This is a genomic window from Variovorax sp. CF313 (assembly GCF_000282635.1).
GTDB lineage: Bacteria > Pseudomonadota > Gammaproteobacteria > Burkholderiales > Burkholderiaceae_C > Variovorax.
In genome coordinates, this window is sequence record NZ_AKIW01000010.1 from 1 (window position 1) to 26,974 (window position 26,974).

General features: G+C 63.4%; 15 protein-coding genes. 10 read left to right on the forward strand and 5 right to left on the reverse strand.

The genetic code is table 11. The features are described 5' to 3' along the window. On the reverse strand, positions 1-12,617 hold a 12,617-nt coding region (locus PMI12_RS02905; RefSeq protein ID WP_007828941.1), incomplete at its 3' end, for a Rhs family protein. A 362-nt stretch (positions 12,618-12,979) separates the two neighbouring features. On the opposite strand from PMI12_RS02905, the gene PMI12_RS02910 reads away from it, so the two are divergent. From PMI12_RS02910 to PMI12_RS02915, 3 genes are all read left to right on the forward strand, one after another. Further along, complete coding sequence (locus tag PMI12_RS02910; protein WP_042672738.1) at positions 12,980-13,711, forward strand: Hint domain-containing protein; 732 nt, start codon at positions 12,980-12,982, stop codon at positions 13,709-13,711. Between the two features lie 181 nt (positions 13,712-13,892). Further along, complete coding sequence (locus PMI12_RS27985) at positions 13,893-15,797, forward strand: YcaO-like family protein (protein ID WP_157632118.1); 1,905 nt, start codon at positions 13,893-13,895, stop codon at positions 15,795-15,797. A gap of 15 nt (positions 15,798-15,812) precedes the next feature. Continuing rightward, positions 15,813-16,823, forward strand: coding sequence for a hypothetical protein (locus tag PMI12_RS02915; protein ID WP_007828947.1), 1,011 nt, complete (start codon positions 15,813-15,815; stop codon positions 16,821-16,823). 450 nt (positions 16,824-17,273) lie between these two features. Here PMI12_RS02915 and PMI12_RS02920 read toward each other — a convergent pair whose 3' ends face one another. From PMI12_RS02920 to PMI12_RS02930, 3 genes are all read right to left on the reverse strand, one after another. Continuing rightward, positions 17,274-18,722: an aldehyde dehydrogenase family protein gene (locus tag PMI12_RS02920; protein ID WP_007828949.1), complete on the reverse strand. Its 1,449-nt coding sequence runs from the start codon at positions 18,720-18,722 to the stop codon at positions 17,274-17,276. Positions 18,723-18,774: 52 nt separating this feature from the next. After that, positions 18,775-19,797: an alpha/beta fold hydrolase gene (locus PMI12_RS02925; RefSeq protein WP_007828951.1), complete on the reverse strand. Its 1,023-nt coding sequence runs from the start codon at positions 19,795-19,797 to the stop codon at positions 18,775-18,777. Positions 19,798-20,037: 240 nt separating this feature from the next. Then, positions 20,038-20,982, reverse strand: coding sequence for a LysR family transcriptional regulator (locus PMI12_RS02930; RefSeq protein ID WP_007828953.1), 945 nt, complete (start codon positions 20,980-20,982; stop codon positions 20,038-20,040). 89 nt (positions 20,983-21,071) lie between these two features. Here PMI12_RS02930 and PMI12_RS02935 point away from each other — a divergent pair, with 89 nt between their 5' ends. The 6 genes from PMI12_RS02935 to aroQ are packed head-to-tail and all read left to right on the forward strand — an operon-like array spanning position 21,072 to position 25,398. After that, positions 21,072-22,001: a ketopantoate reductase family protein gene (locus PMI12_RS02935; RefSeq protein ID WP_007828954.1), complete on the forward strand. Its 930-nt coding sequence runs from the start codon at positions 21,072-21,074 to the stop codon at positions 21,999-22,001. After that, entirely contained in the window at positions 21,998-22,381 is a 384-nt protein-coding gene (locus PMI12_RS02940; protein ID WP_007828955.1) for a VOC family protein, read from the forward strand. The genes PMI12_RS02935 and PMI12_RS02940 overlap by 4 nt, the downstream gene beginning before the upstream one ends. 34 nt (positions 22,382-22,415) lie before the next feature. Further along, on the forward strand, positions 22,416-22,868 hold the full coding sequence (locus PMI12_RS02945; protein WP_042672752.1) for a MaoC family dehydratase: 453 nt from the start codon (positions 22,416-22,418) through the stop codon (positions 22,866-22,868). Then, positions 22,865-24,094: a CaiB/BaiF CoA transferase family protein gene (locus PMI12_RS02950; protein WP_007828972.1), complete on the forward strand. Its 1,230-nt coding sequence runs from the start codon at positions 22,865-22,867 to the stop codon at positions 24,092-24,094. Before PMI12_RS02945 ends, PMI12_RS02950 begins: the two co-directional genes overlap by 4 nt. Positions 24,095-24,107: 13 nt before the next feature. Then, positions 24,108-24,929 carry a shikimate dehydrogenase gene (aroE, locus tag PMI12_RS02955; protein ID WP_007828974.1) on the forward strand — a complete coding sequence of 274 codons (822 nt, stop codon included), beginning with the start codon at positions 24,108-24,110 and terminating at the stop codon, positions 24,927-24,929. Between the two features lie 22 nt (positions 24,930-24,951). Further along, entirely contained in the window at positions 24,952-25,398 is a 447-nt protein-coding gene (aroQ, locus tag PMI12_RS02960) for a type II 3-dehydroquinate dehydratase (RefSeq protein WP_007828976.1), read from the forward strand. Positions 25,399-25,665: 267 nt separating this feature from the next. On the opposite strand, the gene PMI12_RS29550 is transcribed toward aroQ, so the two are convergent. Beyond that, positions 25,666-25,800, reverse strand: coding sequence for a hypothetical protein (locus PMI12_RS29550; protein WP_272943553.1), 135 nt, complete (start codon positions 25,798-25,800; stop codon positions 25,666-25,668). A gap of 770 nt (positions 25,801-26,570) precedes the next feature. On the opposite strand from PMI12_RS29550, the gene PMI12_RS02965 reads away from it, so the two are divergent. Beyond that, positions 26,571-26,966 (forward strand): hypothetical protein, encoded by a 396-nt coding sequence (locus PMI12_RS02965; protein WP_007828978.1) that lies wholly within the window; start codon positions 26,571-26,573, stop codon positions 26,964-26,966. Positions 26,967-26,974: the final 8 nt, after the last annotated feature.

Below are 26,974 nucleotides of genomic sequence, written 5' to 3' on the forward strand. Positions count from 1 at the left end.
GCGTCGTTGATGAAGTTGTGCGTGCGCAGGTCCGGCTGGGCGGTCTGGCCGACGTCGCCGGTGGACCTCAGGTGTCCGTTGGCGTCGTAGTTGTAGCCCATGATGCCTTGCGACAGGATCTGAGTGGTGCCGGCGCGCGCGGTCACGCTGAAACTCGAGCCGGTGCGATAGCCCTCGGCGCGCTCCACGGTGACGGCGGTGTTCGTGAAAGTGCCGTTGAGCGTGTCAGCCACCAGGTACGAGGTCGCGTTGCCCACGGCGTCATAGGTGTAGTCGACCACGCTCGCGGCGGCCATGTACTCGACCGTGCTCTGGTGGGTCAGACGGCCGTTCGCGTCATACTGGCTGCTCCGACCCTGCAGGGCGTCGGTGCCATTGACGGCGCGGTACTGGCGGTGTAGGTTGACGTAGTCCACACCCAGCCCATCGGGCATGGACTGGATGACGCGGCTTGCGCCGTCATAGCCACGCGTCTCCACCCGCGCGCCGTCGCGCCAGGTGGTGGTCAGGCGGTTGAGATTGTCGTAGTCGTACGTCTCCACCACATTGCCGCCCACGGCCGTCCACTGGCCGTTCTGCTGGATGATGCGCACACCGGCGTGCTCATCGCGCTTGCGGTTGCCGTTCTTGTCGTAGCTAAGGCGGTGGCCGTCTGCGCCCAGCACGCTGCCGTCGCCGGTGGCGGAATCCACAAGCGTCTGGCGGTTCATCTGGTCGTAGGCGAAGTAGCGGTCGCTCTCTTCGGCTTGCTCGATCTGTCCCACCAGGCTGCTCACGCCGCTGTAGTTCAGCTTGGTGTGGATGTGCGTGCGGTTACCGACCTTGTCGTAGTCGATGGAGATGTACGCGTTGGTGTCGGCCACCCAGCGCAGGCGACCGAGGGCGTCATACGCCATCTGGTTATCCTGGTAGGCGACTCCTCCTTGCGTGGTGGTCTCACGGACGTGACGGCCTGCCAGATCGTAGGCATAGGTAGTGACCTTGCCCACGCCCGCGTCGTCGATACGCAGGAGCTGGCCGGCCCTGTCGTACGAGTACTTGAGGTTCTGGCCCCGAGAGTTGGTCTGCTGCGTGAGCTGCCGCGCATTGTCGTAGGTGTAGCTGTAGCTTGCCCCGCCGATGTCGACGTGACCCGTGAGCTGCCCGAAGTAGTTGTAGCTCCAGGTGGCCAGCGCGCCGTTGGCGTCGTATTCGCCGACCTTGCGGTTCATCGAATCGAAAGCAGCGCGCGTCACCTGCCCCAGAGGCTGGGTGGTGCTGATGACGTTGCCGCGCAGGTCGTAGGCATAGCGCAGGATTTCGCCCGCGCCATTCATCTGGGTGAGTTTGCGTCCCGCTTGATCCCACGTGTTCGCCTCGATGATCGCCGTCGTCGAGGTCACCGATGGGCCGAACGGGCTTGCCCATCCCCAGATGTCGGCGGCCATGTGCGTGGTCGTCAACAGCCGGCCCAGGTTGTCGTAGGTAAAGCTCGTCGAGCGCCCCTCGGCGTCCACCGTGCCCACCTTGTCGCCGAAGACGTTGTAGTTGTTGTTGATCACACCGCCGTCGGCGTGCACTTCCTGAATCAGGTTGCCGCGCGCGTCGTAGACCTGGCCTTGCACATTGCCATTGGCATCCTTGACCGCCACCTGGCGGCCGAGCTTGTCGTAGAACAGCTGGGTGGTCGCGGCACCCGCTGTATCTTGGGCGCCGTTGGCGTCGGGTTGCTTCTGCTCGACGAGCTGATTGTTGGCGTTGTAGCGGTAGGTGGTGACCCAGGCGGCCGAGCGAGGGTCGCTGATCGAGATTACGTTGCCCCAGCGGTCCACGTTCTGGTTGACCGCCGGGCGCGTGGTGGTGCTCGCGCCCTGGATCGTTGGCGTCTGAGTTGCCGCCGCACCATCGGTGTTGTTTTCGCTGGCTGCGGCGCTGCCGGCTCCGGTGGTGTTCTGCGAGGCGAACAGCGGCGGAATGGCCGGCGTCCAGTACCCCGGCGTGTAAGGCGGCGTGGTGTCCTGGACCGAGATCGGCGTGGTCCCGACCTGCACTTGGTAGGAGTAGGGCACATAGTTGTAGCGCCACTCGTACACCGGCTGATATCCCGTGATGACGGGACGCTGCACCGGCACCTGCACTGGAACGGTTGTCGGCTGCCAGCCGACAACCGTCCAGACGTTGTCGTAGACCACGCGGTATTGCGTCTGATAGACCGTCTCGTACTGGATGTTGCCCCAGGCGTCGCGCACATAGATGGGGTTGTTCGACTCGTCGTAGCCGGAAATCATGGGGCCGCCCTGGACAGCGACTTGATAGGCCTCCACCCGTGGCACTTGTACCCATCCCCACACGGGCACTTGCTGCGTCTGGTACTGCGTCTCGTAGACGGTCTCGTAGATGATGTTGCCGCCTTCGTCCCTCGCGTAGATCGGGGTGGAGCCCACCTGGACCTGATAGGGAATCACGTTGACGCCCGAGCGCGTCTCCATGATGGGGGTGCGGGTGTTGTCCAGGATCCCCGTGGCCTGAGCAACCGATTGCGTGGTGCCCAGGGAGGTGTAGGTCGCCAGGATCTGGAACTCATAGCGTCCCGCTGGCAGGCTGGTGACATCGACGTTTTGCGTGCCAAGCGGCTGGCTTGACTCGTCGCTGCCGGCAACACCCTGAATAGGCAGTGTGCTCCAGGCACTGTTGCTGCCTTGGAGACGGTACCGGAACGTGACCGCGTTGCCTGCGCCGTCCGAGGCGACGTAGGGCCACTGGATCTTTGTCAGCGGGGTGCCGATGGGATTGTTGGACTCGTCGACTCCACCGGTACCAACGATCTGGACAGAGACCCCGGTGATTACAGGCAGGTTGACCGGCGGGACCCACTGAGGAAGCACCCAGCCCGTCGAACTGATCGGGCCCGTGGCGTGCGCATACGGCACGCCTTCGCCCGAACGGGTCCACAGCAACTCGTACTCGTAGTTGCCTGCGGCGATGGCCGACAGGTCGATCCCGTCGCGGCCGTTGCCGCGGTCGGAGACTGCCACCGTGGTCCAGGCACCGTTGCCGCCTGCGGCGCGGTAGCGGAACGTCTGCTCCACCGAGGCGCCTGGCGAGGGCCAGGTGAACAGCCCGCCCGTGTACAGGCTCGTCTGGTAGAAGCCCATGGGCACGCTGATCGTGGCCAGGGGAGGGGAGGTCAGCACCACCGTGCCGCGAGCGGTCACCGTCGCGACGCCCGCACTGGTCGTCTGGGTGACGCGGTACTCGTAGTTGCCCGGCGGCAAAGCGCTGGCGTTGTAGCGCAGCATGTCGCCGAAATTGACCATTGGCGCGTCGCTCCAGCCGGTCTCGCCGGTGCTGCCTGCGGCGCGGATCTGCAAGCGCATCGAACTGGACGGATCGGTCGGTGCGTCGATGTCGATCACCTGACCGCTGTAGCCCACCGTGCCGTCGGCGATCACGGGCTGCCAGTTGCCGTAGGTGTCCTTCTTGTAGATCGTGATCTTGGTGACTCGCCCGACGCCGCCATTCGCATCGTTCGCGGCGTCGTCCCAGCGCATCGTGAGGCTGTTGGTGTTCTCCGCCAGGTTGGTGACGATCTGCGTGCGGCTGCGCGGCTGGCCCGCGACCATTTGTGGCGGCGGCAAAGGCTGACCGTTCTCATCGGTTATGACGGGATTGCCGTTGGCGTCCAGCGGGACGGGCGTGACGGAGTACGGCTTTGTCGTGTACTCCATGACGACCTTGATGTCGCCGCTGCCGAGATTGCGCAGCGCCGACCAGGCCAGATTCACGACGTTCGTTCCAACGCTGCCGTTGGCCATGCCGCTTTCGTCGCGGGTGGGTGCGCTGGATCCGGCAATCGTGCCTTGGGTGAACAGACGGCTGACCTGCGCGCCACCGGTGGCGTCGCTGCGCTGCGGCGCGATGGTCGACGCCAGGTGACCCAGCAGGTCATAGACCATGTCGGTGCGGCGCAGATCGGCTGCCGCCACGGCGTCAGGCGTCGAGTAGCTGTTGAGCAGGTTGACATCGCCAGCTGTGCTGCCGTAGCTGGTGATGTTGGCCGTCTGGTTGCCTACGAGGTCGTACAAAGCGACCTTGTCGACCCCGTCGCCCGAGTTGGTGCGCCAGATGTGCCCGGCGTTGTCGTAGTTGAAATACTCCTGGCGCCCGCCGTTGACGCCCTTGCGGGTGACCTCGCCGAAGCCGTTGTATTCAAGCGCCGTGTCCACCAACCCAGCTTGGGCTTGCGTGACGGTCGTGACAGTGCCGCCGCTGACCTGACTGCGGGAGGCCGGGTCAATGACGTGCGTCTGCTGGCCCAACTTGTCGTACTGGTACGCCCGGAACAGCGTGCTCGAGGCGTTGTTTCCGTCGGTCACCAACTGCCATTCCTTGGCAATGTTGCCGCGCGCGTCGTACGAGCTGTAGTGGCTGTAGCCCGCAGCGTCTGTGCTCTGTGTGGCATGCCCAAGCTTGTCGTACTGCGTGTAGGTCACGCGGTCGGCATTGATTGCGGCATTGTTGTCGCCCCCTGTGTACCAAACTGCCGCACCGGCTGCGGTGTAGAGGACCAGGTTGCCATCGCCCTGCATGACCAGGCTGGCGCCACCCTTGGTAGCGGTCCCGGAGGACCAGATGGTTCCGCTCGGCCCGCTCAGAACCAGGTTGCCATCGGTTTGGAAAGTGAAACTGGTGGCGACCCTTCCGGAGGTCTGCGAATTCCAGACCGCCTGGTTGTTGTCGTGGCGATCGTAGACCACCAGGTTGCCGTCGGTCTGAAGCGTGAAGTTGTAGCGGCCGTCGGGCGAATAGATGCTCTGTCCTGGCGTCAGACTCTGACCTGGGGCCAGCGTCGTGGCGCCAACCGATGCATATGCGTCTGCGGAGGCGCTTGACTTGTAGACGTGCGTCTCGGTCTTGACGACGACGTTCCCATACGCATCACGCTGAAATCTCGTGCCGGCCACGAGGTTGCCGTTGGAGGTGGACGGCGAGACCGTCGCGCTCACTCGTCCGAGCGCGTCGTAGTAGCTGTAAGTGGCTCCGCCGTTCGCATCGGTGGTGCGCGTGAGGTTGCCGACCGCGTCGTACGCGTAGCTGGTCACCAGGTCCGCCCGTGAGGTGGTGCCGTTGCTGCTTGCGCTGTACTCCACATTGGCACGCGTCTCGCTGAGCTTCTGGCCCATGCGGTCGTACGCGTAGCTGGTCTTGCGGTCGTTGAGCACATCCGCGGTGGTTGTGGGCGGCGTCGCAGGCGCGCTGGCGGCGTTCCAGTTTGCGACCGCATTGGCGAACTCGGTGTGGACGCTGACCTTGCCGAAGGAATCAAAGGACTGGGTGGTCAGATAGCCCAGCGCGTCGACGCTGGCGATCTGCTGCCCGTTGAGGTTGTAGTAGTTGTTTGTGTAGATCCAGGTGTTCTGGGTCGCGTTCTTGAGCAGGCCGACGCGGGTGAGGTCGCCGAAGGCGTTGTACGTGTTGACCGTGGTGCGACCAGCACTGGCGTACTGCGACCCTGCCGGGGCGGAGGAGTCGTAGGTGTAGGTCTGAGGCTCAACGACCTTGGTCGCCCGCCCGGCACGGTCATAGGTCGTCGTGATCTTGCGGTCGGGGCCATGGTCGATGCCAGCCGCGTTCACTGCGGTGGTGACCTGTGTCGCAGTCAGGCTCGCTGGTGAACTGTCGGCCAGGGTGGTGGCGTTGGCGAAGCGCGTCAGCTCGATGACTTGCCCCCAGGTGTTGTAGACGTACCCGGTGACGAAGCCCAGCGCGTCGACGTCGTACTTGACGCGGCCCAGCACATCGTACGTCTTGTAGCTATAGCTGCCAGCCACGTCGCGGTTCGTGATGGCGTTGCCGAACACGTCGTATGTCGTGCGTGTCTCCAGCGTCGTAGCCACTTCGGTGCGCGAAGCAAGGCCGCCCGCGCCGTTCGTGGCGAGCGAATCGCCGGCGGGGCTGTACACGTTGACCGTCGGGAAAACCGTACGGACCTGATGTCCCACCGCGTCGTACTCATAGCTGGTGACGCGCTGCTCGGGGCGCCCCACAGCTTCTGTGCGCGACCTGAGGTTGCCCAGTGCGTCGTAAGTCAACTGGGTGATGACGCCCACGGTGGCGGAGTTCGCGGCATCGACGACCAGGTTGCCGTTGGCGTCCAGCTTGACCGCCGTCACTTCGACGGCTGGCGCGGTCTCCGTGGTCATATGACCCGCCGCGTCGTACACGTACGACCACACCGAGCTCTTCTTGTTGGTGAAGGTGACCTTCTGGCCCAGGCCGTTGTAGGTGTAGCTCTCGGTGTAGCCGAGTGCGTCGGTGGTGCTCAGCAGACGACCTGCGGCGTCATAGCTGAAGCTGGTGGTTCGGTCCGAAGTGGCTTGCGGCACGATGGCCGCAGCCACGGCGGCGGTCGTGTTGGCCGTGGCCGCCGGGATGGCATACCAGTAGTTGACCGTCTGGGTGATGCGATCGACGCCGTCGTAGACGTTCTTGCTCACGAAGCCCATCGGGTCGACGGTATAGACCAGGCGGCTGGCACTGTCGTACGTGCGTTTGACCGTGCGATCGTTGGCCGTATCGAGCGCGAGTAGTGCCTTGAGTGTGGCGTAGCTGGCGGTCCAGTTGTTCTGCAGCGTCGTCAGAACGATCGGCTTGGCATAGCTTGTCGTCTTGATCGCGTTGCCCGCGGCGTCGTAGAAGGTCTCCACCATCGCGCCTGTGGCGTCGACGTTCAGGATGAGGCGATTGGCTGCGTCGTAGGCAGCACGCGTGACGCGATCGCCGCCCGCGTAGTCGTAGACGCGCGCAGTTCTGGCCTGCGCGTCGGTCAGCTTGCTGGTCGTCGTAGGCACGGCCACCGGCTTCGAGTACGCATAGCGCGTGGTGACGTTGCCGTTCTTGTCGTAGACCGTCTCGGTGAGCGTGCCGAGTGCGTCCGTGACGAATGTTTGGCGGTTTGCCGTGTCGTAAACCGAGTCCGTGATCCGGTCGCCTGCAGTTGTAGTAACCGTCGTGAGCGACACCGCGCCGGTGATGGCCGTCGCGTACTGAATGGTCTTCAGTACATTGCCGTTCTTGTCGTAGACCAGCTGCGTGACCGCGCCGACGCCATCGGCGCGCCAGGTCAGGCGATTGGCACGGTCATAGACGAAGCGTTCGCGCACGCCGGTCGCCACTTGAACCACCGCTGCCGTGGTGGTGGTCGTGTAGCGGCTGGCAACTTCGGCCTGTTCCACCTGGAAGCCCGAGACGCGGAAGGCGCGAGCGTCATTCCCGGGGTACTTGAGTACCCCGAAATAGACACTTGCTGCCGGCGGTGCCACTCCTGTGACCGACACGCGATAGCGGCCCGAGCCCATGTCCTGGACCACATATTTCAGCGGATTGGTGGAGCCCATGAACAGCGCCAATCCGAACGAATTCGCGGCATTCGTGACGCTCGCGTTGCCGAACGACGGCGGCAGACCATCTTCCATCTCCACGATCACGGACAGCGTATAGCTCACGCCGGGGACTGGGGCCGGTGTCAGCGATTTGTACGCGTACGTGGTGACGCTCGGATCTCTGTCGACCCTGATCGCACCCGCCATCCCGGTCATCGTCGCCGCCGTGATGCCGCCGCCCTTGGCTTGCAGATCGGTCACGCCATTTGCGAACTCGCTCTGCGTCAGGAGGTTGGTGCCTGCTTGCTGAGGATTGGTCGCCAGCAGAACGGCCGCGGCAAGAGCGCTGGCGGTGGCTGCGGTCGCGACAGGGACCGGGGTCGCGTACGCAAGGTGCTCGACGACATTGCCGTTGGCATCATAGATATTGCGCGTAACGGCGCCCGTGCCGTCGATCGTGTAAATGGCCCGATTGAGCTGGTCGTACACCGTGCGCAGGCGTAGATCTCTCGTGGCATCGGCCGTGGGGGCGGGCACGCTGCCCACTGTCCAGCTCGCAAGCGTGATCCTGTTGGCGTAGGCCGTGCGGTCAATGACGTTGCCATTGCCGTCATAGACGAACTTGACGACCTCGCCCAAGCCGTTCACTGTCGCGACGATGCGCCCGTTCTTGTCGAGAACACGGTATTCGATCGCATCCTTGGCCGTGTTGACGATCGCGGCGACCTTGGCTTCGATCTGTGCGACCGTCGGCGCTGCTCCGAGCCCGGTGACGTCTATGGGGGCTGCGTAGCCGACGGTCTGGATGACGCGACCCTCGGCGTCATACTTGGTCCGTTGCAGGTTGCCTAGCGGGTCCAGCGTGAAGATCAGTTGATCTTCTGCGTCATACGCGTAGCGCGTGACTTGTAGATTGGGATCCGTGCGACTCGTGACATTGCCATTCTTGTCGTACGCATAGGCCGTCGTCAGGTTCAAGCCGGCGGGGTCCACGCGCGTCTGCGTGCGGCGACCGAGCTTGTCGTAGACGTACTGGGTCGTCACGCCGTTCGGATCGATGACGGTGAGGGTGTTGCCCACACCGTCATAGGTGTACTGCGTGAGAAGGTTAAGCCCTGCGGGGTCGACCGCACGGCTGAGGACCTGACCCTTGAGGTCGTAGGTGATGCGCGTGACGACACCGTTGGGGTCCGTCACCGTGTATTGCTGGCCCTTGGGGTCGTACGCGTACGTGGTGATCAGATTCAACCCGGTCGCGTCGACGGTGCGCGTGAGCACTCGGCTGGCGGCGTCATACCCCAGCGTGACAACCGTGCCATTGGCGTCCTTGGTGGTCGCTAGGCGACCGGCACGGTCGTAGGTGTTTGCGGTGGTCGTCAGCGCTGTCACCGCGGTGAGCTGATTGCCGTTCTTGTCGTACGTGTAGGTAGTGGTGTTGCCGTTGCCATCCACCACGCTCTGGGTCTGGCCCAGCCGGGTGTACACGGTAGTGACCGTGATGTTCTCGGGCGTCTTCACCGCCACGCTGCGCAGTGTCTGGTTGTAGGTGAAGGTGGTGACCTGGTTGAGCGCGTCGGTCTGCGTCATCACGCGCCCGAATGCGTCATAGGTGCTGGAGCGCACAGCAGCGAGCGCGTCGGTCGTGCTGACGGTACGCCCGAGCCGGTCGAAGCTTTGCTGGCGCACGTTGCCATTGGCGTCGGTGCTGCTCTTGACGCGTCCAAACGCGTCGTAGACGGCGCTCGTGATCGCGTTGATTCCAGAGGCATCGGATACCGTGCCGGTGACCAGCCCGCGGCGGTCCACCGTCATCGACTGAACCAATTGCTGTCCGCTGCCCAGGGCTTGCGTACGGCCCGTCAGTTCGCCGAAGGCGTTATAGCTCGACTGGGTGACGTTGCCGAGGGCGTCCGCGGCGCTCGCGACCTGACCGGCCAGCTTGTAGCTGAAGGTCTGTGTGGTGTCGAGCGTGGTGTTCTTGATGCCGGTGACGGCCGTGGTCAAGGCCAGGGTGACGAGCCCGCCGCTCAGGTCCGTCAGGCTGGCCAGCCGGGTGCCATAGCGTGTAGTTGAATCGAGCTGGCCGAGCGCGTTGTAGTGCTGCTCCGTGACCTCGCCCAGGGCGTTGATCGTGTGGGTGAGCCGGCTGTCCTTGTCATAGAAGTACAGCGTTCTGTTCCCGTACGCATCCGTCGTGCTGACGCGGCGGCCGGCCGCGTCGTAGGCGTGGGTGAGGCCGTACTGCGACCAGATCGCGTCAATTTGTGCTTGCGTCTGCCCGGCCACCAGCAATGCGCCGCCTTCGGCCGTCAACTCGCCCGTGAGCCGTCCCTGCAGGTCGTAGCGCGCATTGACTGTTTGCACTTCGGCCGTGCCCACGGCATTCGTCGTCTTCACGAGGTTGCCGACGTTGTCGTACTCGTATTGGAAGACGGTGCCTTCGTAGTTCGTGCGCTGGGTGACGCGGTTGAGCTTGTCGTAGACGCTGGCGGTTGTGCGTACGCCGCCAGCCGTGGCCGGCCGCAGGGTCGCCACGGTGGTGGCCGTCGTCATCTGTGACAGCAACGTGGCGTTGACCTGCGTGGCGTAGCGAGTGGACGTCGTGACGTTGCCGTTGGCGTCGTACACGAATTCCGTCATGTAGCCTTCGGCGTCGATCTGCGCCAGCACGCGGCCCTGATCGTCATACAACCAACGCGAGGTCTGATCCTGCGCGTTGCTGCCCGGAATCAGCTGCGCGATGCTTCCGTTTGCACGCAAGGATGCCGTCGTCGCGGTCGCGTAGGCAATCTGGGTGATCAGGCGCCCCTTGCCGTCGTAGCGCGATTCGGTGAGATAGCCTTCTGCGTCCAGCGTGCCCAGCAGCAGGCCATCGTTGTCGTAAAAGCGCCGCGTGACCCGGTCCTTGTTGGCGTCCGCAGTAGGTGTCGTGTTCTCGAGCGCAGGCGCGCTGGTCAGCGCACCCGTGGCGATGACCTGATCGTACTGTGTCGTGCCAGTCAGACGGGATGCCCCGTCGTAGCGCAGATCCGTGACGGCGCCAGCGGCATCGACGGTTCGTACCAGGCGTCCGGCGCTGTCGTAGATGCGCCAGGACTTTTGGTCGGCGGTAGTGCTTGCCGGGCGGATGTTGTTCAGGTTGCTCGCCGGCACCGAACTCGGGTCTGAGTAGTAGTTGCTGACAGCGGTCGCGTTGGCGGCCGTCGCATAAACGATCTTCTGCGTAAGTTGGTTGTTCCTGTCGTAGAGGTACTCGGTGACGCGGTTCGTTCCGTCAATCTCTGCGACCAAGCGACCGGCGAGGTCATACACGCGGCCTGTCACAACGCCAGTTGCATCGATTTGCTGGATCAGGCGACCGGCATCGTCATACGTGTTGGAGGCCGTGCCGAGGTTGGTCGACTGCGCCGAGCTCTGCGTGATGCTGGTCAGGCGCCCGTTCTTGTCGTAGGCGCTAGTTGTAATCAGCCCGTTGGCGAGCGTGACGACGGTCTTGTTGTTCGCGTCGTCATAGCTCGTGAGGGTGGTCTGCCCTAGCGCGTTTTGGCTCGAGAGCTGGCGACCTTTGCCGTCGTAGGTGAACTGGGTCGTGCCATTGGTGGCGCTGATGCTGCTCAGCAGCAGGCCTGCGCGGTCGTAGACATACTGGGTGATCGATTGGGTGGCGTCGGCCACGCCGTTGCCGCTGACGTCGACCGTGCCGAACACCGTCACCTTCTGCACCTGGCCGCGCGCGTCGTAGACCGTGTCGGTGCGGCTGGCCTGTGTGCGGTCCTGGGTGCCGCTCCAGGTGACCAGTTGCGCCTCTGTCGGCACGGCGGTCGTGGTCAGGGCAGAAACGTCGTATTTGCCGCCGGCATACTGCAAGGCCGACGTGCGCTGGCCGTAGCTGTCGTAGCGATACTCGGTGACTCGGCCTTCTGCGCTTACGACAAAACGCAACTGGTTCTTGCCCGCGGCGTCGTAAACGTAGCGCGTCGTCAGCGGTTGAGTGGGCGGCGCGGCGCCTGCACCGTCGGGATCGGGTGTCAGGTAGACCGTCTCGGTCAGCAGCTGATTGCGCGTGTCGAACGTCCGGGTGATCGTGTTGCCCGCGGCGTCGCGCTGCAGCGTCTGGTTGCCGTATGCGTCGTACTGCATCGTCACCGTGAAACCTTGGGGATCGGTGACGGAGGTGATGTTGCCGGCGGCGTCGTAGCTGAAGAGCGTCGTCTGCGAGACGCCACCCACTGCGGGTGCCTGGATCTGCGTGAGTTGGCCCGCGGCGTCGTAGGTGTAGACCGTTTGAAGACCCATGGGGTCGATCACGGTCGTTGCACGGTTGGTGGTGTCGTACGAATAGAGCGTGGTCCGCCCGTCGCCGGTCTTGACGCTGGAGACGCGGTAGTCAGCGCCGACCAGTGTGTACTTGAAAGCCAGGCTGGTGCCGTCGCTTTGCGTGACGGATGCCACGCGCTTGCTTGTGCCGTCGTAGGTGTAAGTCGTGACGTAGGTCTTTTCGTCCGCCACGACGTTATCGTCCGGCGTGAGGTCCACGGTTACGCTCGTCAGCCGATTGGACGCGTCGTAGGCGTAACGCACCCGGGTGAGGACGACGTTGCCGGTTGCCTCGGTGCGGATCTGCGTGAGGTTGGTTCCGGTGTAGTCGAAGTAGGTGGTCTCGCCGTTGGCGTCGGCGATCTTCTGCAGGGTGCCGTTGGCGTTGTAGGTATAGCTGAGCGTGTTGCCGGCAGGATCCTTGGCCGTCAGCAGGCGCCCAAGGGACGTCGACTCGTAGCTCTCCTGCAAGCCGGTGTCGCCGTCGGTCCAGTTCAAGCGCTGGGCAGTGGCGTCATAGGCGATCGTGTCGAACGCCCCCGCGCCCGCGGAGCTGACGTAAAGACTTCGCGCTGCGTCCCAGGTGTAGGTTGCCGCAGCACCATCTCGGTCCACGCGTACCAGCGTGCTGCTCGCGGCGCCCAGCGTGCCGCTGAGCAGTTTGACGCTCTGACCGTAGGCGCCAACCACCCAGTTGTCGCCGTTATCGTCGTTGAGCAGCCCCTGGCTGTTGTAGGTCCGCACGGCGCTGATGTCCAGGCCGCGCCCGACTAGCTTGTCGTCGAAGTCCTGCAGGACCAGGTTGCCGTTCGCAATGTTGACGAACGCCTGCTCGCCGTTGCGCCCTTGGCCGGCTGCACCTTGCGTGCCGCGCTGCCCAAGGGTTGCCAAAGACGTCAAACTCAGGCCGAGACTGTTGCCGCTGACGATCGCTACCATTTTTATACCCGTGTCTTGGATGGATCCACTCCGCGCGCATTCGGCCTGCCTTGCGCCCGCTGCCTGGCAGATCGGATGCAATATCCAGGGCTATGTCCCTGGTGGCTGCCCATCCGACCTGCAGGTCAAGGATCGGCGCACGGTTCCTGGCAATACATCCACGCGCCGTGACATTTGTTTAGCGGGCGCCAAAGTGTTCGGCGCCGCTGGGTCACTAAACAACTTTGCGAAGCGACGGATAAGCTCCATGCAAGCCACATCGACTGGGGCTGCACAGGTCGCGAGGACGGTCGGGCTCGCGGATGTCCGTTGCGATTCGAATGAATACGAAAGGCTGAAAAATGGGATCGATTCAAAAGGAAATGCCGCTGTTCGTTGATGGTGCGGAAAGCTGTGTGAGCAGCAGAGCGCCAGAGCAAGATGCCAAGGAGGGCTGGTCGGTCACGGTTCGCCCCTACCGCAGCAAGCCTGCCGAAGATCTGCTGACCGATTACTCGTGCAACAGCTGCACTTGCTTCCTGGCCGGCAACCGTGTGCTCATGGCCGACGGTTCGCAAAAGGCGGTGGAAGACGTGCAGGTGGGCGACATGGTCATGACCATGTCGGGGCCCGATCGCGTTCGCATGCTTGAGCGCCCGGTGCTGGGCATGACACGCCGCGTGCTGGAAATCCGCGGCGTGGGCGACGAGTGCCTGTTTGTGACCGACGAGCACCCGCTGTGGACGAGTCGCCGCACAGACGATGGAACAGTCGAGAACTGGGGTGTGTACAACCTGAGCCACTACCTCTACGAGCAGCGCAATGCCGTGGAGCCCAAGATCGAAGGTGCGCCCCATGCACTGGCCTTCGATCTGCCGGAGCAGGTGGCACATACGACGGGCTGGCTGCACGTGCGTCCGATCTACCATCACATGGAGCCGTCGACGCAGCTGTACAACATCGTGACCACCAACGCGTGCAGCGTGTTCGTCGAAGGCTTTGCTGCCTATTCGCACGGAACGGGCAGGCAACGGCCTGAAGCAGGCTGGACCGGAATGCAGGCCGACTCGCACGCTGAATCGTTCGTGCGCAAGTTCAGCCTGCAGAGTGCCTGACTGCGGTTCCTTGAAACCACGGGAGAAAGATGCGGCCGGACATACGCGGCCGTGTCTTGCTGGCTGCGTGCAGATTCGAGGCGGCCTCCTTCGGTTGCGCAGCCAGGGGGGCGAGCTAGAGGTAAAAGCGCCCGGACGATTCCTCAAAGGGTTGGTCGACTGGTGCGACGGTGATCGCTCCTTGAGCGAGGTTGAAGCGTTGGCGCAGAGGAAGTGGGGCGCCAGCTCGTTCGCAGGGTTCCTGCGCGCAATGCTCTCGTCGGGGGTGTTGGTCGACGCCTCGACGGTCGCATTGCGTGCGCTGGCCTCATCTTCGGCGGCAGCAGTTCAAACTTCCGCAGGCGAAAACGAGCTTGATTGGCAGGCGGTCAGCGAGCCGGCTCGATGGCCCAAGTCGCGCGTTGCTGGTCTGGACGAGGCGCTGGAGCTCGTCGCGCATGCGCTTGCGCCCTACATTGCTGAAGGCTCAGCCGCGATGCGTGTGGTAGCCGTTCGATCCTTCATTTTTGCTCCTGAGGGCTCTCGAGGTGAGTCATTGACTGGCGCCGACTTGGCCCGGATCGCAGGGCGAGAGGTGGAGGTGCATGCGCGCTCGTCGTCCTTGATGTGGCGCGACATTTATCGCGCCATTGCGAATCCAGAAAGCCTGCAACAGGCGCACGCTTTAGTGGTTGTTGCTGCGATTCGTTCTGAGGAGCACGATGAAGACTCTCGATCGCGTACACGTCGGCAGTTGCTCACCACCGGAGCGGCTTTGCAGCGCGCAGAAGATGCACTGCGGCAGGTGCCCTTTGAGCTCTCGCAAGATCTCGAATTCGAGTCAAGTCGCCTGAGCCTTCTCTGCGGTGTCGAGGCGCACGAAATCATCGGTTGCGCCACCATTCGGTCACGTGTGCCGCAGCGTTCGGCACCCGAGCCCTCGTTAAAACTCCGCTGGATGCCTGCGGCCCCTGTTCACGGCAGCGAACAGGTCACCCATGTCGTACGCGCAGAGCTTTTGGGCGCCAATACAGCAGGCATTGTCGGCTGGGGTCGCTCTCCTGATGCGAAGACAGCATGTGACATCGCTGTGTCCGAAATCGTGGAGCGCTACAGCTATCGAAGAGTGAGCCTGCCGTTGACCCGCGCGACTGGCATGGCGATGAGGCTAACGGTGGATCCACGCCGCTGGGGATGCTTTGCGTCTGAGCAGTACGCGAATGCTGTGCTGGGCGTCGCAGCATACGACCCCAATGAGGAGCGACATTGGGTCAAAGGGCGGAGTTTGGAGAAGGACGGTGACGTCTGGCTGCCCGCGGAATGCGTCTTCAGCATTGGCAGCTTGCCCGCAAAAGCGCGTATTTCGCCGTTGATGAAGGTGACATCCTCGGGCTGCGCAAGCGACGTCGACGTTGCCGTGGCGCGCGAGCGCGCCGCGTATGAAATCATCGAGCGAGACGCGTTTCTGCGCCATTGGTTGGCGCAGCGACCGTGCTCTGAAGTCTCTCCAACTTCGCTTTCGGTTGACCTCGCTGCGCGAGTTTCTTCCTTGTCCAAACTGGGTCTGCGGGTCGTTCTCGGGGCGGTACAAGGTGACTTGGGGCCTGTGGCGATCGCAGGGGTGATCTCGCCAAAGCAAGGCTTTTTCGTTTTGGGCTCTGCCTGCGCTGGCAGTGCTGAAGAGTCGCTCGGCAGAGCTTTGACGGAAGCATCTGTGGCTGCGAATGCGCGCCTGCTCGGTACGCCGCGTCGGCCCATCAGTCCAAGCGCCATCCATTCACCAAGCGACCATGGTGACCTCTACGCGCAGCGCAGGTATTTTGAGAAAGCGCTAGCGCTCTTTGCGGACGCAAGCAGCGAAACTATGGAGGCGCTGGAAGCCAGGTGGCCACGCAGTGTGAAGCAGCGGCTACGCAGTGCCGGCAAGCCCGCATGCTGGGTTGATCTCAGCGCAAGCGAAGCTCCTGCGTCTTTGGATGGACGGCGAATTCATACGGTGCGTGTGCTGATCGCCGATACGATTCCGATCGCGTTCGGACGAGACGCCGTGCCTCGCGGCATGGCGCACTTTGTGAAACGTGGTCTCTTTCCCCATCCTCTGGCCTGATAGCAGGTCCCTCTCATGGCGATTTCGACTGTTCTTGATCACTTCCGCACTGTCATGCAGTGGGCGACGGCAAACGATGCTGAAGCGCAACTGGACATGCGCACATTCGAATTACGTCTGCAACGCCAAGGCGCTGGATTTCGGCTTCACCCCATGTTTCCGGCACGGGTGGGCGGCCAATTCGTTCACTCGCAGGTTCTCACGGAGCATGCAGTAGGGTTCGGTGGCTGGTTGCCGTATCGGCCCTACACGTCTCGCTGGTCCACAGACAAGCTGTTGTTCAAGCGGGATGCCGCGGCTCAGGGAATTCGAGTTCCGACTCAATGGAAGCTTGGCGAGCAGCCCGATGCCGACTTCATCCTGAAGCGATCGGAAGGTTCGTTCGGCTATGACATCAGTGGTCCGTATCAGGCAGGCACACCGATCACCGATGCGGTGCAGCCGAATCTCGCCGCCGGTCGAGGTCAGGCGTTCCCCGAGCAGTTCATAGCTGGCCGCATGGCCAAGATTTGGTTTTGGGGTTCACAACCATTCTTTGCGCATGTGCAGGACTATCCGGTTGTTCAGGCCGACGGCGTTCATACAGCCATAGCTTTGGCGAAAGCAAGAATTGCTCAAGACATCGGCGCGGCGGGACTGGTGAGCGATGAGATCGTGCGCTCGACGTTAAGGTTCCAGAGCATCGACCCGGATGGCGTTCCAGAGAACGGCCGAGCCTTTTGGATCGACTTCCGCTACGGGCGTACCTTTGAAGATCGGCGAAAGAGCGTCGACGTGAACGGCTTGCCGGATCTTCTGCAGTCAAGTTCCTTTCAACTGAATGAAATGGGGGAGTTTGCGGCTCAGATACTGCAGCAAACCGCGAGCGTGCCGTTGATGTGCAGCGTGGACGCGGTTGTTGACGCGGAGCAAAGACTTTGGTGGCTCGAGATGAACACAAATTCGATTCTTCCGCACCAAGGTTATGAGCTAATACTCTCGACTCTTTTCGAACTCCGAGCAGATCGCTCGACTGCACCGAGTTGACGTCGGTAAGAGGATTGCCGTCCTGGGCGTGATCCTCACCCTGAAGGAAGTTGGTCATCCAGGCGCGGGAAATGGAGCTGTGGGTTCTAGGATCGGCGTGCTCCAAGGCATTTAGCGGTCCATTTCCTGGATAAAAAGTTTGACGTGGTTCAATTGGTTATGCGGCACCGTGGGTTGAGTTCTCATCGAGGACCGCCGTAAATAGGAATTGACGGAGTCGCGTGCGGGAGGCGATTTCGTCATGCAATAGGGTGTTCGGGTGGCTCTAGCTATCGCGAGTCTGGACCTGAGATAAACGTACGGTCTGGGCTCGCGGGCATCCTCGTCCGCTACACCGAAGGCTTCGAGACGGCAGACCTGCAAGCAGCCCAACGGTTGCTGAGAGACTCGGCGGCGTAGAGCGTGCCCCCGGCGCGCGGGGCCGTGAACCCAACCGGCGAGCGATCGTGCTCAAGCTGCCTGACGGGGCAGCACAAGGCCGTTCGGAATGGCAATGGTCTTGGGCTCCAGGAATGCTTCCATGCCGAAGATGCCAAACTCTCTGCCGATGCCCGACTGCTTGACGCCGCCGAATGGCGCGATCAATTCGGGCGTGATGCGATTGACCAGCACCGTGCCGGCGCGCAGCCGCGAGGCCACACCGAGGGCGCGCATCGGCTGCGACGAGAAGACGTAGGCCTGCAACCCGTACACGGAGTCGTTCGCGATGGCAACGGCTTCATCCTCGTCGTCATAGCCGATCACCGAGAGCACCGGCCCGAAGATTTCCTCGCGTGCGATGTCCATGTCGTTGCGCACGTCGGCGAATACGGTGGGCCGCACGAACCAGCCCTTGTCAAGACCGTCCGGGCGGCCTTCGCCGCCGGCCACGAGCGTCGCGCCCTGCGCCAGACCGCGGCGGATGAAATGCTGCACGCGCTCGAACTGCGCTTTGCTCGCGAGCGGCCCGACGGCGGTGGCGGCGTCGCGCGGATCGCCCACGCGCATGGCGGTCACCGTGGCCTGCAGGCGTTCGATCGCCTGCGTCATGTGCACGTTCGGGATCAGCAGTCGCGTGCCGGCCACGCAGGCCTGGCCGTTGTTCATGAAGGCCGCGTTCAGCGCCATGGGCAACACGGCGACCAGGTCGGCGTCGTCCAGTATCACGGTGGCCGACTTGCCCGAAAGCGCCAGGCTCACGCGCTTCATGGTATCCAGGCCTGCGCGCGCAATGAGCTTGCCGGTCTGCGTGGAACCGGTGAACGAGATCTTTGCGATTCCCGGGTTGGTGGAGATCTCGTCGCCGACATCGCCGCCGCGCCCGAGCAGTACATTGACGACGCCGGCCGGCAGGCCCGCGTCATGCAATGCCTCGGTCACGACCTGCGCCTGCAGCGGGCCCAACTCGCTCGGCTTGACGACCGAGGCACAGCCCGCGGCGATGGCCGATGCCAACTTGCTGCAAATGCTTCCGGCCGTGCTGTTCCAGGGGGCGATGAGGCCGGCGACGCCGACGGGCTCCATCACCACAGTGGCGTCGCCCAAGCGGCGTTCGAAGACGTAGTCTTGCAGCATCCGTGCCGTGCTCGCGAAGCATTGCGAGGCGTAGTTGCTGACCCATTGCGAGCGGGCCAAAGGGCCGCCGTACTCCTCGATCGTGGCCTCGCAGATCTGGTCGGTGCGCGCCAGCACGGCCGCCTCGAGGCGCTTGAGCATCTCGATGCGCTGTGCCTTGGTGCTGCCGGCCAGCCCCGGCTGTGCCCGATTGGCCGCATCGATCGCTCGCTTCGCATCGTCGCGGTTCGCCAAGGTCACTGTGCCGATGACCTGCTCGGTTGCGGGGTTGACGATCTCCAGCCGCTCGCTGCCCTGTACGGGCACGAAGGTCCCATCGATGTATGCCTGATAGATGTTCCACATGGCTTGTATTCCTGTGCCTTGGAGGTGATTGCTCGACGACGGCGGACGCGACTCACCCGCGCGCGACGTCGATCACGGCCTTTGCGAAGGCCTCGGGTGCTTCCTGCGGCAGGTTATGGCCGATGCCGCCGCTCACCAGCCGATGCTCGTAGCGCCCCGAGAATTTCTTCGCATAGGCGCTGGGCTCGGGGTGCGGCGCACCGTTGGCGTCCCCCTCCAGCGTGATGGTCGGCACGCCGATCACGGGCGCCTTGGCGAGTCGGTCTTCCAGTGCCTGGTACTTCGCCTCGCCGTCGGCCAGGCCCAGGCGCCAGCGGTAGTTGTGCACGGTGATGGCCACGTGGTCGGGGTTCTCGAACGCGACGGCGCTGCGATCGAAGGTGGCCGCATCGAAGTTCCACTTCGGCGACGCGATCTGCCAGATGAGCTTGGCGAAGTCGTGGCGGTTCTTCTCGTAGCCCGCGCGGCCGCGCTCGGTCGCGAAGTAGTACTGGTACCACCATTGCAACTCGGCCTGCGGGGGCAGGGGGATCTTGCCGGCCTCCTGGCTGCCGATGAGGTAGCCGCTGACCGACACCAGCGCCTTCACGCGCTCCGGCCACAGCGCGGCCATGATGCATGCCGTGCGTGCGCCCCAGTCGCAGCCGGCAACGGTGGCTGACTGAATTTTCAGCGCATCCATCAGCGCGATGATGTCGACGGCGACGACCGACTGCTGGCCGTTGCGCGGGGTGTCGACCGACAGGAACCGGGTGGTGCCATAGCCGCGCAGGTACGGCACGATCACGCGGAAGCCCGCGGCGGCCAGTTGTGGTGCGACGTCGACGAACATGTGGATGTCGTAGGGCCAGCCGTGCAGAAGAATCACAGGCGCGCCGTTGGCCGGACCTGCTTCGAAATATCCGATGCTGAGGCTGCCGGCGTCGATGCTCTTGAGCGGCTCGAGGCGTCTGACGGCGCCTGTGCCGGCAGATTGGGCGAAGGCGGGCACGATCGAAGTCAGCTGGACGGCAGCTACGCCGAGCGCCGCCTTGGCCAGGAAAGAGCGACGGGGCAACTGAGAGGAATCGGTCATTTGAAATTTCCTTGAATCCGAAGTGATTGATGAGCACCGGAATGGTGGTCAGCCGGATCCGCATGCGCCTTCCGGACTGATGGGAAGATTGTTCGGCGCGCGGAGCGTCTGGAGCCCGGTTTGCGTATGCCTCTGTATCTGGGCCGGCTTCGTCAACACTAAATTTCAATCGGAGCATTCGCGCAGGCCAGTCGTTTGCAAAGTAAGCGGGTACTCGTTGCCACCAGGCGCGCACGGCCTTCACTGAGCCTTTCGCAAATTTCGCGCGAACAGGTGCTCGCACAGGCCTCGCAGCCAACGATTCGCCGGATCCTGGTTGTATCGGGCGTGCCAGTGCTGCTTGACTGTGAAAGGCGGCACGGGCACGGGGCAATCGAACACCGAAAGGCCGGTTGTCCGTGCCAGCGTCTCGCCGATCTGTCGCGGCACCGTGGCGATCAAGTCGGTGGTCGACACGATCGCGGCCAGACCGAGAAATCCCGGGAGTTCCAGCAGGATGCGTCGCACCACGCGGTGACGCTGCAGCGCGGCTTCCAGCAACTGAACGCCAGTTCCACCGGAGATGCCGACGTGCGCTTCGGCCCGGTATTCGCGCAAGCCCATGCGCTTGCCGTTCACACGCGGATGCTTGGCGTTGACCAGGCACACCCAGTCCTGCGGATAGAGCACCTGTTGGAAGAAACCTGACTCGAGCCAAGGCACAAGGCCGATGGCCAGGTCGGCTTGGCCCGATTGCAACGCCGGCCCGGTCTGCTCGTCGATGCGTGCGGCCTCCAGGACGATGCCCGGCGCAGCCGCGCGCACGTGCGCCAGCAGTTGCGGCAGCAATGTGATGTGGCTCGCATCGGTCATGCAGATGCGGAAGCGCCGCGTGGCGCTGGCCGGCTCGAAGGCCGGCTCGGGCGCAGCGACACGACGCAATGCCGCCAAGGCTTCGCGTACAGGAACGATGAGTTCCGTCGCGCGCGGCGTTGGCTGCATGCCGTCGACCGTGCGCACGAAGAGTTCGTCCCCGAGTTGCTTTCTCAAGCGGCCGAGCCAATTGCTCACGGTCGGCTGGCTCTGCCCCATCTGCTCACCCGCGCGCGTCACGCTGCGTGTGCTGTAGACGAGGTCGAACAGGCACAGCAGCTTGACGCTGACCATGCCGGTCCCCGTATCCGTCGGATAGTCGTCCGCTTCCATTTCAAAACGGAATGTAGATCATTTCATCCATGTCATTGGCGACATGGCCTGAAAAAACTATCGTTGTGTCATTCCATCAGGAGACACGCATGAAGATCTACTTTCTGGGCGCAGGCGCCCTCGGATGCGCCATCGGGGGCACCCTCGCGGCGGGTGGCTCCGATGTGACGCTCATCGATCCGTTCCAGGCCCACGTCGACGCCATCCGACGCGATGGCCTGCGCATGAAGGACGGCGACAACGAGCGCATGGTGAAGGTGCGTGCCGTCACCAGCGTCGAAGGTTTGCCTCCGGCCGATCTGGTGATCGTGCTGGTCAAGTCCTTCCATACGCGTGCAGCCATCGAGGGCGCGTTGTCCGTCGTCGGTCCGGACACCGCCGTGATGTCGTTGCAGAACGGAATGGGGCATGAAGACATCCTGGCGGAGGTCGCCGGCGCGGAGCATGTGCTAGCCGGCAAGACCTATGTCGGCGGCGTGTTCCTCGGGCCGGGCCACATCATCGCGGGCACACGCAACAAGCGCACGGTGATCGGCGAACTCGGTGGCCGCATCAGTGCACGGGCTGCGGCCATTGCCGCCGAATTCGAACGCGCTGCGCTGCCGTGCGAGGTCAGCGACAACATCATGGGCGTGATCTGGGACAAGCTCCTCATCAACGTCTCCACGGGTGCATTGAGTGCGATCACGGGGCAGGTGTACGGCAGCCTCTACGCAGTGCCGGAGATCGAGGCAGCGGCCCTTGCAGCAGTGGGCGAAGCAATGGCTGTTGCCGAAGCGGGTGGCGTGAAATTGTCCATCGGTTCGCCGCGCGACGCCTGGATGATGGCCGCCGAAGGGCTTCCTTACGAGTTCAAGACCTCGATGCTGCAAAGCCTGGAGAAGGGTTCCATCACCGAGATCGACTTCATCAACGGTGCCGTTGTGCGCGCGGGCCTGAAACACGGCGTGCCGACCCCGGTGAATCAGACGCTGGTCGCTGCCATCAAGGGCATCGAACGCCGTATGGAGGCGAAATGACCCGTCCGCGCGCTTACGTCGAACATGTCGCCATCTGGGTGGCAGACATCCATTGGCACATCCGGTTCTTTCATGATGTCTGCGGCATGACGATGCGCGAGGTGCAAGGCACCGTCGAGGAGCCCATCCAATACTGGACGCTCGGCGGCATGCAGTTCATGGCCAAGCCTGACTACGCCGGACCCGAGGGCCGCCTCGGCCACATCGGCGTGATGTGCGAAGACCTCGAGGCCGCACTCGCCGCTGCACAAGCCTTCGGCGTCACCGAGATGCCGCAAGGCCGCAACTGGCTGCGCCTGCCGGATGGCCTGGCCGTCGAATTCATCCAGGCCAGCGCAGGCACCGTGGCCCGCGCGCTTGCCATCGATCCACGCGCCTGAACCTTTCAATCCAGGAGAGACACCCATGACATCACTGACCATCGAAGACAAGTATTGGGACGACGCCGTCGTCGGCGCCACCTGCGTCAGCCCGCCCTACGAAGTGACGGAGGCGCGCGTGATGGCTTACGCAGACCTCAGCGGCGACCACACCCCCGTGCACACAGACGAGGCTTATGCCCGCATGACGCCGTTTGGCACTCGCGTGGCACACGGCCTGTTCGGCCTGTCGATCGCCGACGGGTTGAAGACCAGGAGCGACATGCGCTTCATGCCCGGCATGTCGCTGGGCTGGGAATGGAGCTTCGTTGGCCCGATCAAGCTGGGCGACACGGTGCGAGTGAGGTTCCACGTGGGCACCAAGCGCGAATCGAAGAGCAAGCCGGGCTGGGGCATCCTCGTGCTGCCGTCCGAACTGATCAACCAGCGCGATGAGGTCGTGCAGAAGGGCGAGCACCGCGTGATGGTGCCAAGGAGGCCGGCATGAGCGCGTCGTCGCAACAAGCGCTGCCGCTGGCTGGCATGCGCGTCATCGACTACAGCCACTTCCTGGCCGGTCCGTATGTGGGGCGCTGCCTCGCTGCACTGGGTGCGGAAGTCATCAAGGTCGAGCGCCCGAGGTCGGGCGACGCAGGCCGCCAGCATGCCTGGTTCGTCGGTGACCACAGCGGCTACTTCCTGCAGCAGAACATGGGCAAGAAGGGGTTGAGCGTCAACACCAAGGATCCCCGCGGCCGCGCACTGATGAAGAAGCTCGTCGACAGTGCCGACGTGTTCGTCGAGAACTACCGGCCCGGTGCACTCGACAAGCTCGGCCTGGGGTATGCCGAACTGGCCGAAACCAACCCCGGCCTCGTCTACTGCTCGATCTCGGCCTACGGACATACCGGCCCTGACTCGCACCGCGCCGGTTTCGGCCTAATCGCCGAAGCCAAGAGCGGGATCATGCAGATGGTCGGCAATCCCGGTGAAGCGCCGCCTCTGCTGCGGATCTCGCTAGGCGACATGTACACCGGCATCCATGCGGTGGCGGCCATCAATGCGGCCCTCCTCGGTCGGGTGAAGTCCGGGCGCGGGCAGCACATCGACATGGCGCTGTACGACACGTTGGTGTCGATGCACGAATACGCGGTGCAGTGCTACACGCTGTCGGGAGGCAAGGAAGTACCGGTGCAGACAGGGCACGACATGCCCAACTCGACGCTCTACGGCGTGTTCCGCGCGCAGGACGGCGACGTCGTCATCGCGGCGCAAGTCGACGACGCCTGGAAGAGGTTCGCTGCGTTGGTGGAACAGACAGGTGGCCCGGCAGGCTTCGGCACCGACACGATGTTGCATACCTCGGCGGGTCGCAACGCACAGCGCACCGGCATCCTCGAAGTGGTGAAGCCCTGGGTATCGGCAAGACCGGTGGCGGCACTTCTGAAGATGCTGGACGGCATCGACGTGCCGGCCGCGAAGGTCCAGCGCATCGACGAAGTGCTGGCCGACCCACAGATCCAGGCGCGCGGAATGGTGGTCGAGCAGGACCACCCGGTGCTCGGAAAGATCCGCCTGCCGAACCTGCCTTTTCGCATGTCGGGCGGCGATACCTCGATCATGCAGGTCGCGCCCGAGTTGGGCGAGCACAACGCGGAAATCGCAGCCAGCCTGGGTTTCGACGCCGCACAGATCGCAGACATGCAGGCCGACGGCGTGCTTTACAGCGCATAAGGAGCTTCTCGAGATGACCGACAAGTACGCCGTCATCGGCAACCCCATCGGGCACACGAAGTCGCCCTACATCCACGGCAGTTTTGCAGCCTCGACCGGACAGGACATCGACTACAGCGCGATCGAAGGATCTCTCGATCACTTCGCCGACGATCTGCATGCATTTCGCAGCGCTGGCGGACGCGGCATGAACGTGACGGCGCCGTTCAAGCTTCAGGCCTTTGCCTTGGCCACGGAAAGGCTTGAACGCGCGCAACTTGCAGGCGCGACCAATGCACTCAAGTTCGAGGGTGACCGTATCGTGGCCGACAACTTCGATGGCCTGGGGCTCACCAATGACATCCAACGCAACCTTGGCTTCGCGCTCAAGGGGGCGCGCATGTTGGTGCTCGGCGCAGGTGGTGCGGTCCGTGGCGCACTGCTTCCGTTTCTCGAACAGCAACCAGCGGTGCTGGTGCTCGCGAACCGTACGCAGGGCAAGGCGGACGATCTTGCAAGGCAGTTCGCGGCTCACGGCAAGGTCGAGGGATGCGCCTACGGCGATCTTTCGGGCGAAAAATTCGACATCGTCATCAACGGCACCTCGGCCAGTCTCAGGGGCGAGTTGCCGCCCTTGCCGGTCGAGGCCCTGCAGGGCGCGCGCCTGGCGTATGAACTGGCCTACGGCAAAGGGCTCACTCCCTTCCTGCGTTTGGCGCAAAACGCCGGCGTGCCAAGGCTGGCCGATGGTGTCGGCATGCTGGTCGAGCAAGCCGCGGAAGCCTTCGCATGGTGGCGCGGCGTGCGCCCCGACACCCGCGCCGTGATCGACCGCATGACCATTCCCTTGGTCTGACAGCTCATTTCGGAGACGCATCATGAAGATCCTCATGCTTCACGGCATCAACCACAACATGTTCGGCAAGCGCGATCCGAAGCAGTACGGCACGACAACCCTCGAGGAAATCGACCAGCGGCTGCAAGCTCTGGGCAAGGAGCTGGGTGCCGGGATCGAGAGCTTTCAGACCAACAGCGAGGGCGAGATGTGCGAGCGCATCCATCGCGCCTTCTCGGAGGGCGTGGACGCAGTGCTCATCAATGCCGGTGCATGGACGCACTACAGCTACGGAATCCGCGATGCGCTGGCAATTCTGACGGTGCCCGTGGTGGAGGTGCACATGTCGAACATCCATGCGCGGGAGAAGTTCCGCCACCACTCGGTCTTCGCAGAGATCGTGCGGGGACAGATCTGCGGTTTCGGCGTAGACAGTTATGAGTTGGGGTTGCGCGCAGCCGTTTCCGCTGCGACGCCAGCGCAGAACTGATCCTCAACTTGTGCGGGAAGCGGAGGTCGGCTTTGCAGCAGCGGAAGCCGACCTCCGGCCGCCTGCGGCGAGTGCCCGGTACCGCGCGTGCAGGAGCTGAACGGCCTTGCCGAAAGCGGTTCTGCACGAAGGCAGACTACCCAGCGAGTACGCTCCAGCGACAAGGATGCGCGCCGATGCGCGGCCCATCCCCAGGCCCCTCGGGAATCCGTCGATCCAGGCTCCTGCGCCGTGTGCGCGGCACTGGCGCGCAGCGGTGGCGCGGCTTCAGGGCCCCAGGCGGATGTTCGCGTCCTTGATGATCTTCGCGTAGATGGCGGCGTCCGCCCGTACCACCACCTTCTGGAACGCTTCGGGCTTGCCGCCCGGCCACCTGCAGGTCCAGCGCCTCGATCTTGGCACACCGCGGGTGCCTCGCGGCAATGGCAGCACTGCTCCCGGCGATTGGCGAAAAGCGTCAGGCGGCTGCGTTGCACGGCCTCGGGAGGTCGCTGAGATATTCGACTCCGACCAGGGCAGCCAGATCATGAGTGCTACAAGCGCAGTACATGCGACACAACGAAATACAAGCAGGATCGAAGTTGCCTTCACAGTGCATTCCCGCGATCTCCGGCGTCTTGCGAAGTCGCCTCCGACCGCCATCTCAGACCGCTCTTCGGTCACTCACCGAAGGGCAATCGGAGCACCGTTGTGTCATTGCTGAAATCGAACACCGCCTTTGTCGATCCGCTTTCTGGCCACAACCGCCCCGAGAGGCTGTGGAAAGCAGAAAAAAGCAAGCCATATTCCTGCACATGGGTCTTACCCGATGCACGGGACAAGGACACTTTTTGGTTAATGCCCTGTAACGCCATTGAAGTCGATGGCTCGCATCGCGATGCGTGCCGGCTTCCTGGAATGCTGGCGGCAAAACGAGAACGTTCATTGATCAAGCGGTGCACGCACCGAGGGGCGCCGGCTCCCGCATGCAACCGTACACGAATGCATTCACGCATGCATTCAAGCGAATCTGGCTGGATGACAGCCGACCACTACTAGAGGAAATGATTCAACTGAGCAGACTTGTCGAAGAACAACTTCGCCACCGCGCGCACCTCAGCGCGACGGGCCAACATTTTGGCCGAGCTTGCCCCCTCCGAATGACGTTTTCGGCGACGTCAGAAGGGCATGTCATGTTCACACGTTACGCCATCCGCACGCTGCTTTGCATTGCTGCCGTCCCCGCCATCTCCGATGAGTCGGCGCCCACTCATGATCGCGTGTTTCTGAGCAAGACCGAGATCGAGAGCACCTTGATCGGCAAACCCATCGTTTCAAACAATCTCGCGACCGGCATGGTCTCGAGCTGGCAGTTCTACGCCGACGGCCGCGTGGACTTCGCCAACCGGAGCGGCCCCGGCCGAGCGTCGGGCAAATGGTTTCTCAACCCCGATGGTGCGATGTGCGTGACGATGATTTCGCGAACCGGGTGCCGCTACTGGTTCAGGATCGAAAAGGACGGCGCCCTCGCGAACGCCAACACCAGGGAACCGAATGCGCCTACGGTGGCCGAGATACGGTTCGAGTAACGGTACGA

What these genes read in the sequence shown, in the direction of transcription:
- PMI12_RS02910 (WP_042672738.1), top strand. Translation starts at nt 12,980, where the DNA reads ATGCCGCTGTTCGTTGATGGTGCGGAAAGCTGTGTGAGCAGCAGAGCG.
- PMI12_RS02915 (WP_007828947.1), top strand. Translation starts at nt 15,813, where the DNA reads ATGGCGATTTCGACTGTTCTTGATCACTTCCGCACTGTCATGCAGTGG.
- PMI12_RS02920 (WP_007828949.1), bottom strand. Translation starts at nt 18,722, where the DNA reads ATGTGGAACATCTATCAGGCATACATCGATGGGACCTTCGTGCCCGTA.
- PMI12_RS02925 (WP_007828951.1), bottom strand. Translation starts at nt 19,797, where the DNA reads ATGACCGATTCCTCTCAGTTGCCCCGTCGCTCTTTCCTGGCCAAGGCG.
- PMI12_RS02930 (WP_007828953.1), bottom strand. Translation starts at nt 20,982, where the DNA reads ATGGAAGCGGACGACTATCCGACGGATACGGGGACCGGCATGGTCAGC.
- PMI12_RS02935 (WP_007828954.1), top strand. Translation starts at nt 21,072, where the DNA reads ATGAAGATCTACTTTCTGGGCGCAGGCGCCCTCGGATGCGCCATCGGG.
- PMI12_RS02940 (WP_007828955.1), top strand. Translation starts at nt 21,998, where the DNA reads ATGACCCGTCCGCGCGCTTACGTCGAACATGTCGCCATCTGGGTGGCA.
- PMI12_RS02950 (WP_007828972.1), top strand. Translation starts at nt 22,865, where the DNA reads ATGAGCGCGTCGTCGCAACAAGCGCTGCCGCTGGCTGGCATGCGCGTC.
- aroE (WP_007828974.1), top strand. Translation starts at nt 24,108, where the DNA reads ATGACCGACAAGTACGCCGTCATCGGCAACCCCATCGGGCACACGAAG.
- aroQ (WP_007828976.1), top strand. Translation starts at nt 24,952, where the DNA reads ATGAAGATCCTCATGCTTCACGGCATCAACCACAACATGTTCGGCAAG.
- PMI12_RS02965 (WP_007828978.1), top strand. Translation starts at nt 26,571, where the DNA reads ATGTTCACACGTTACGCCATCCGCACGCTGCTTTGCATTGCTGCCGTC.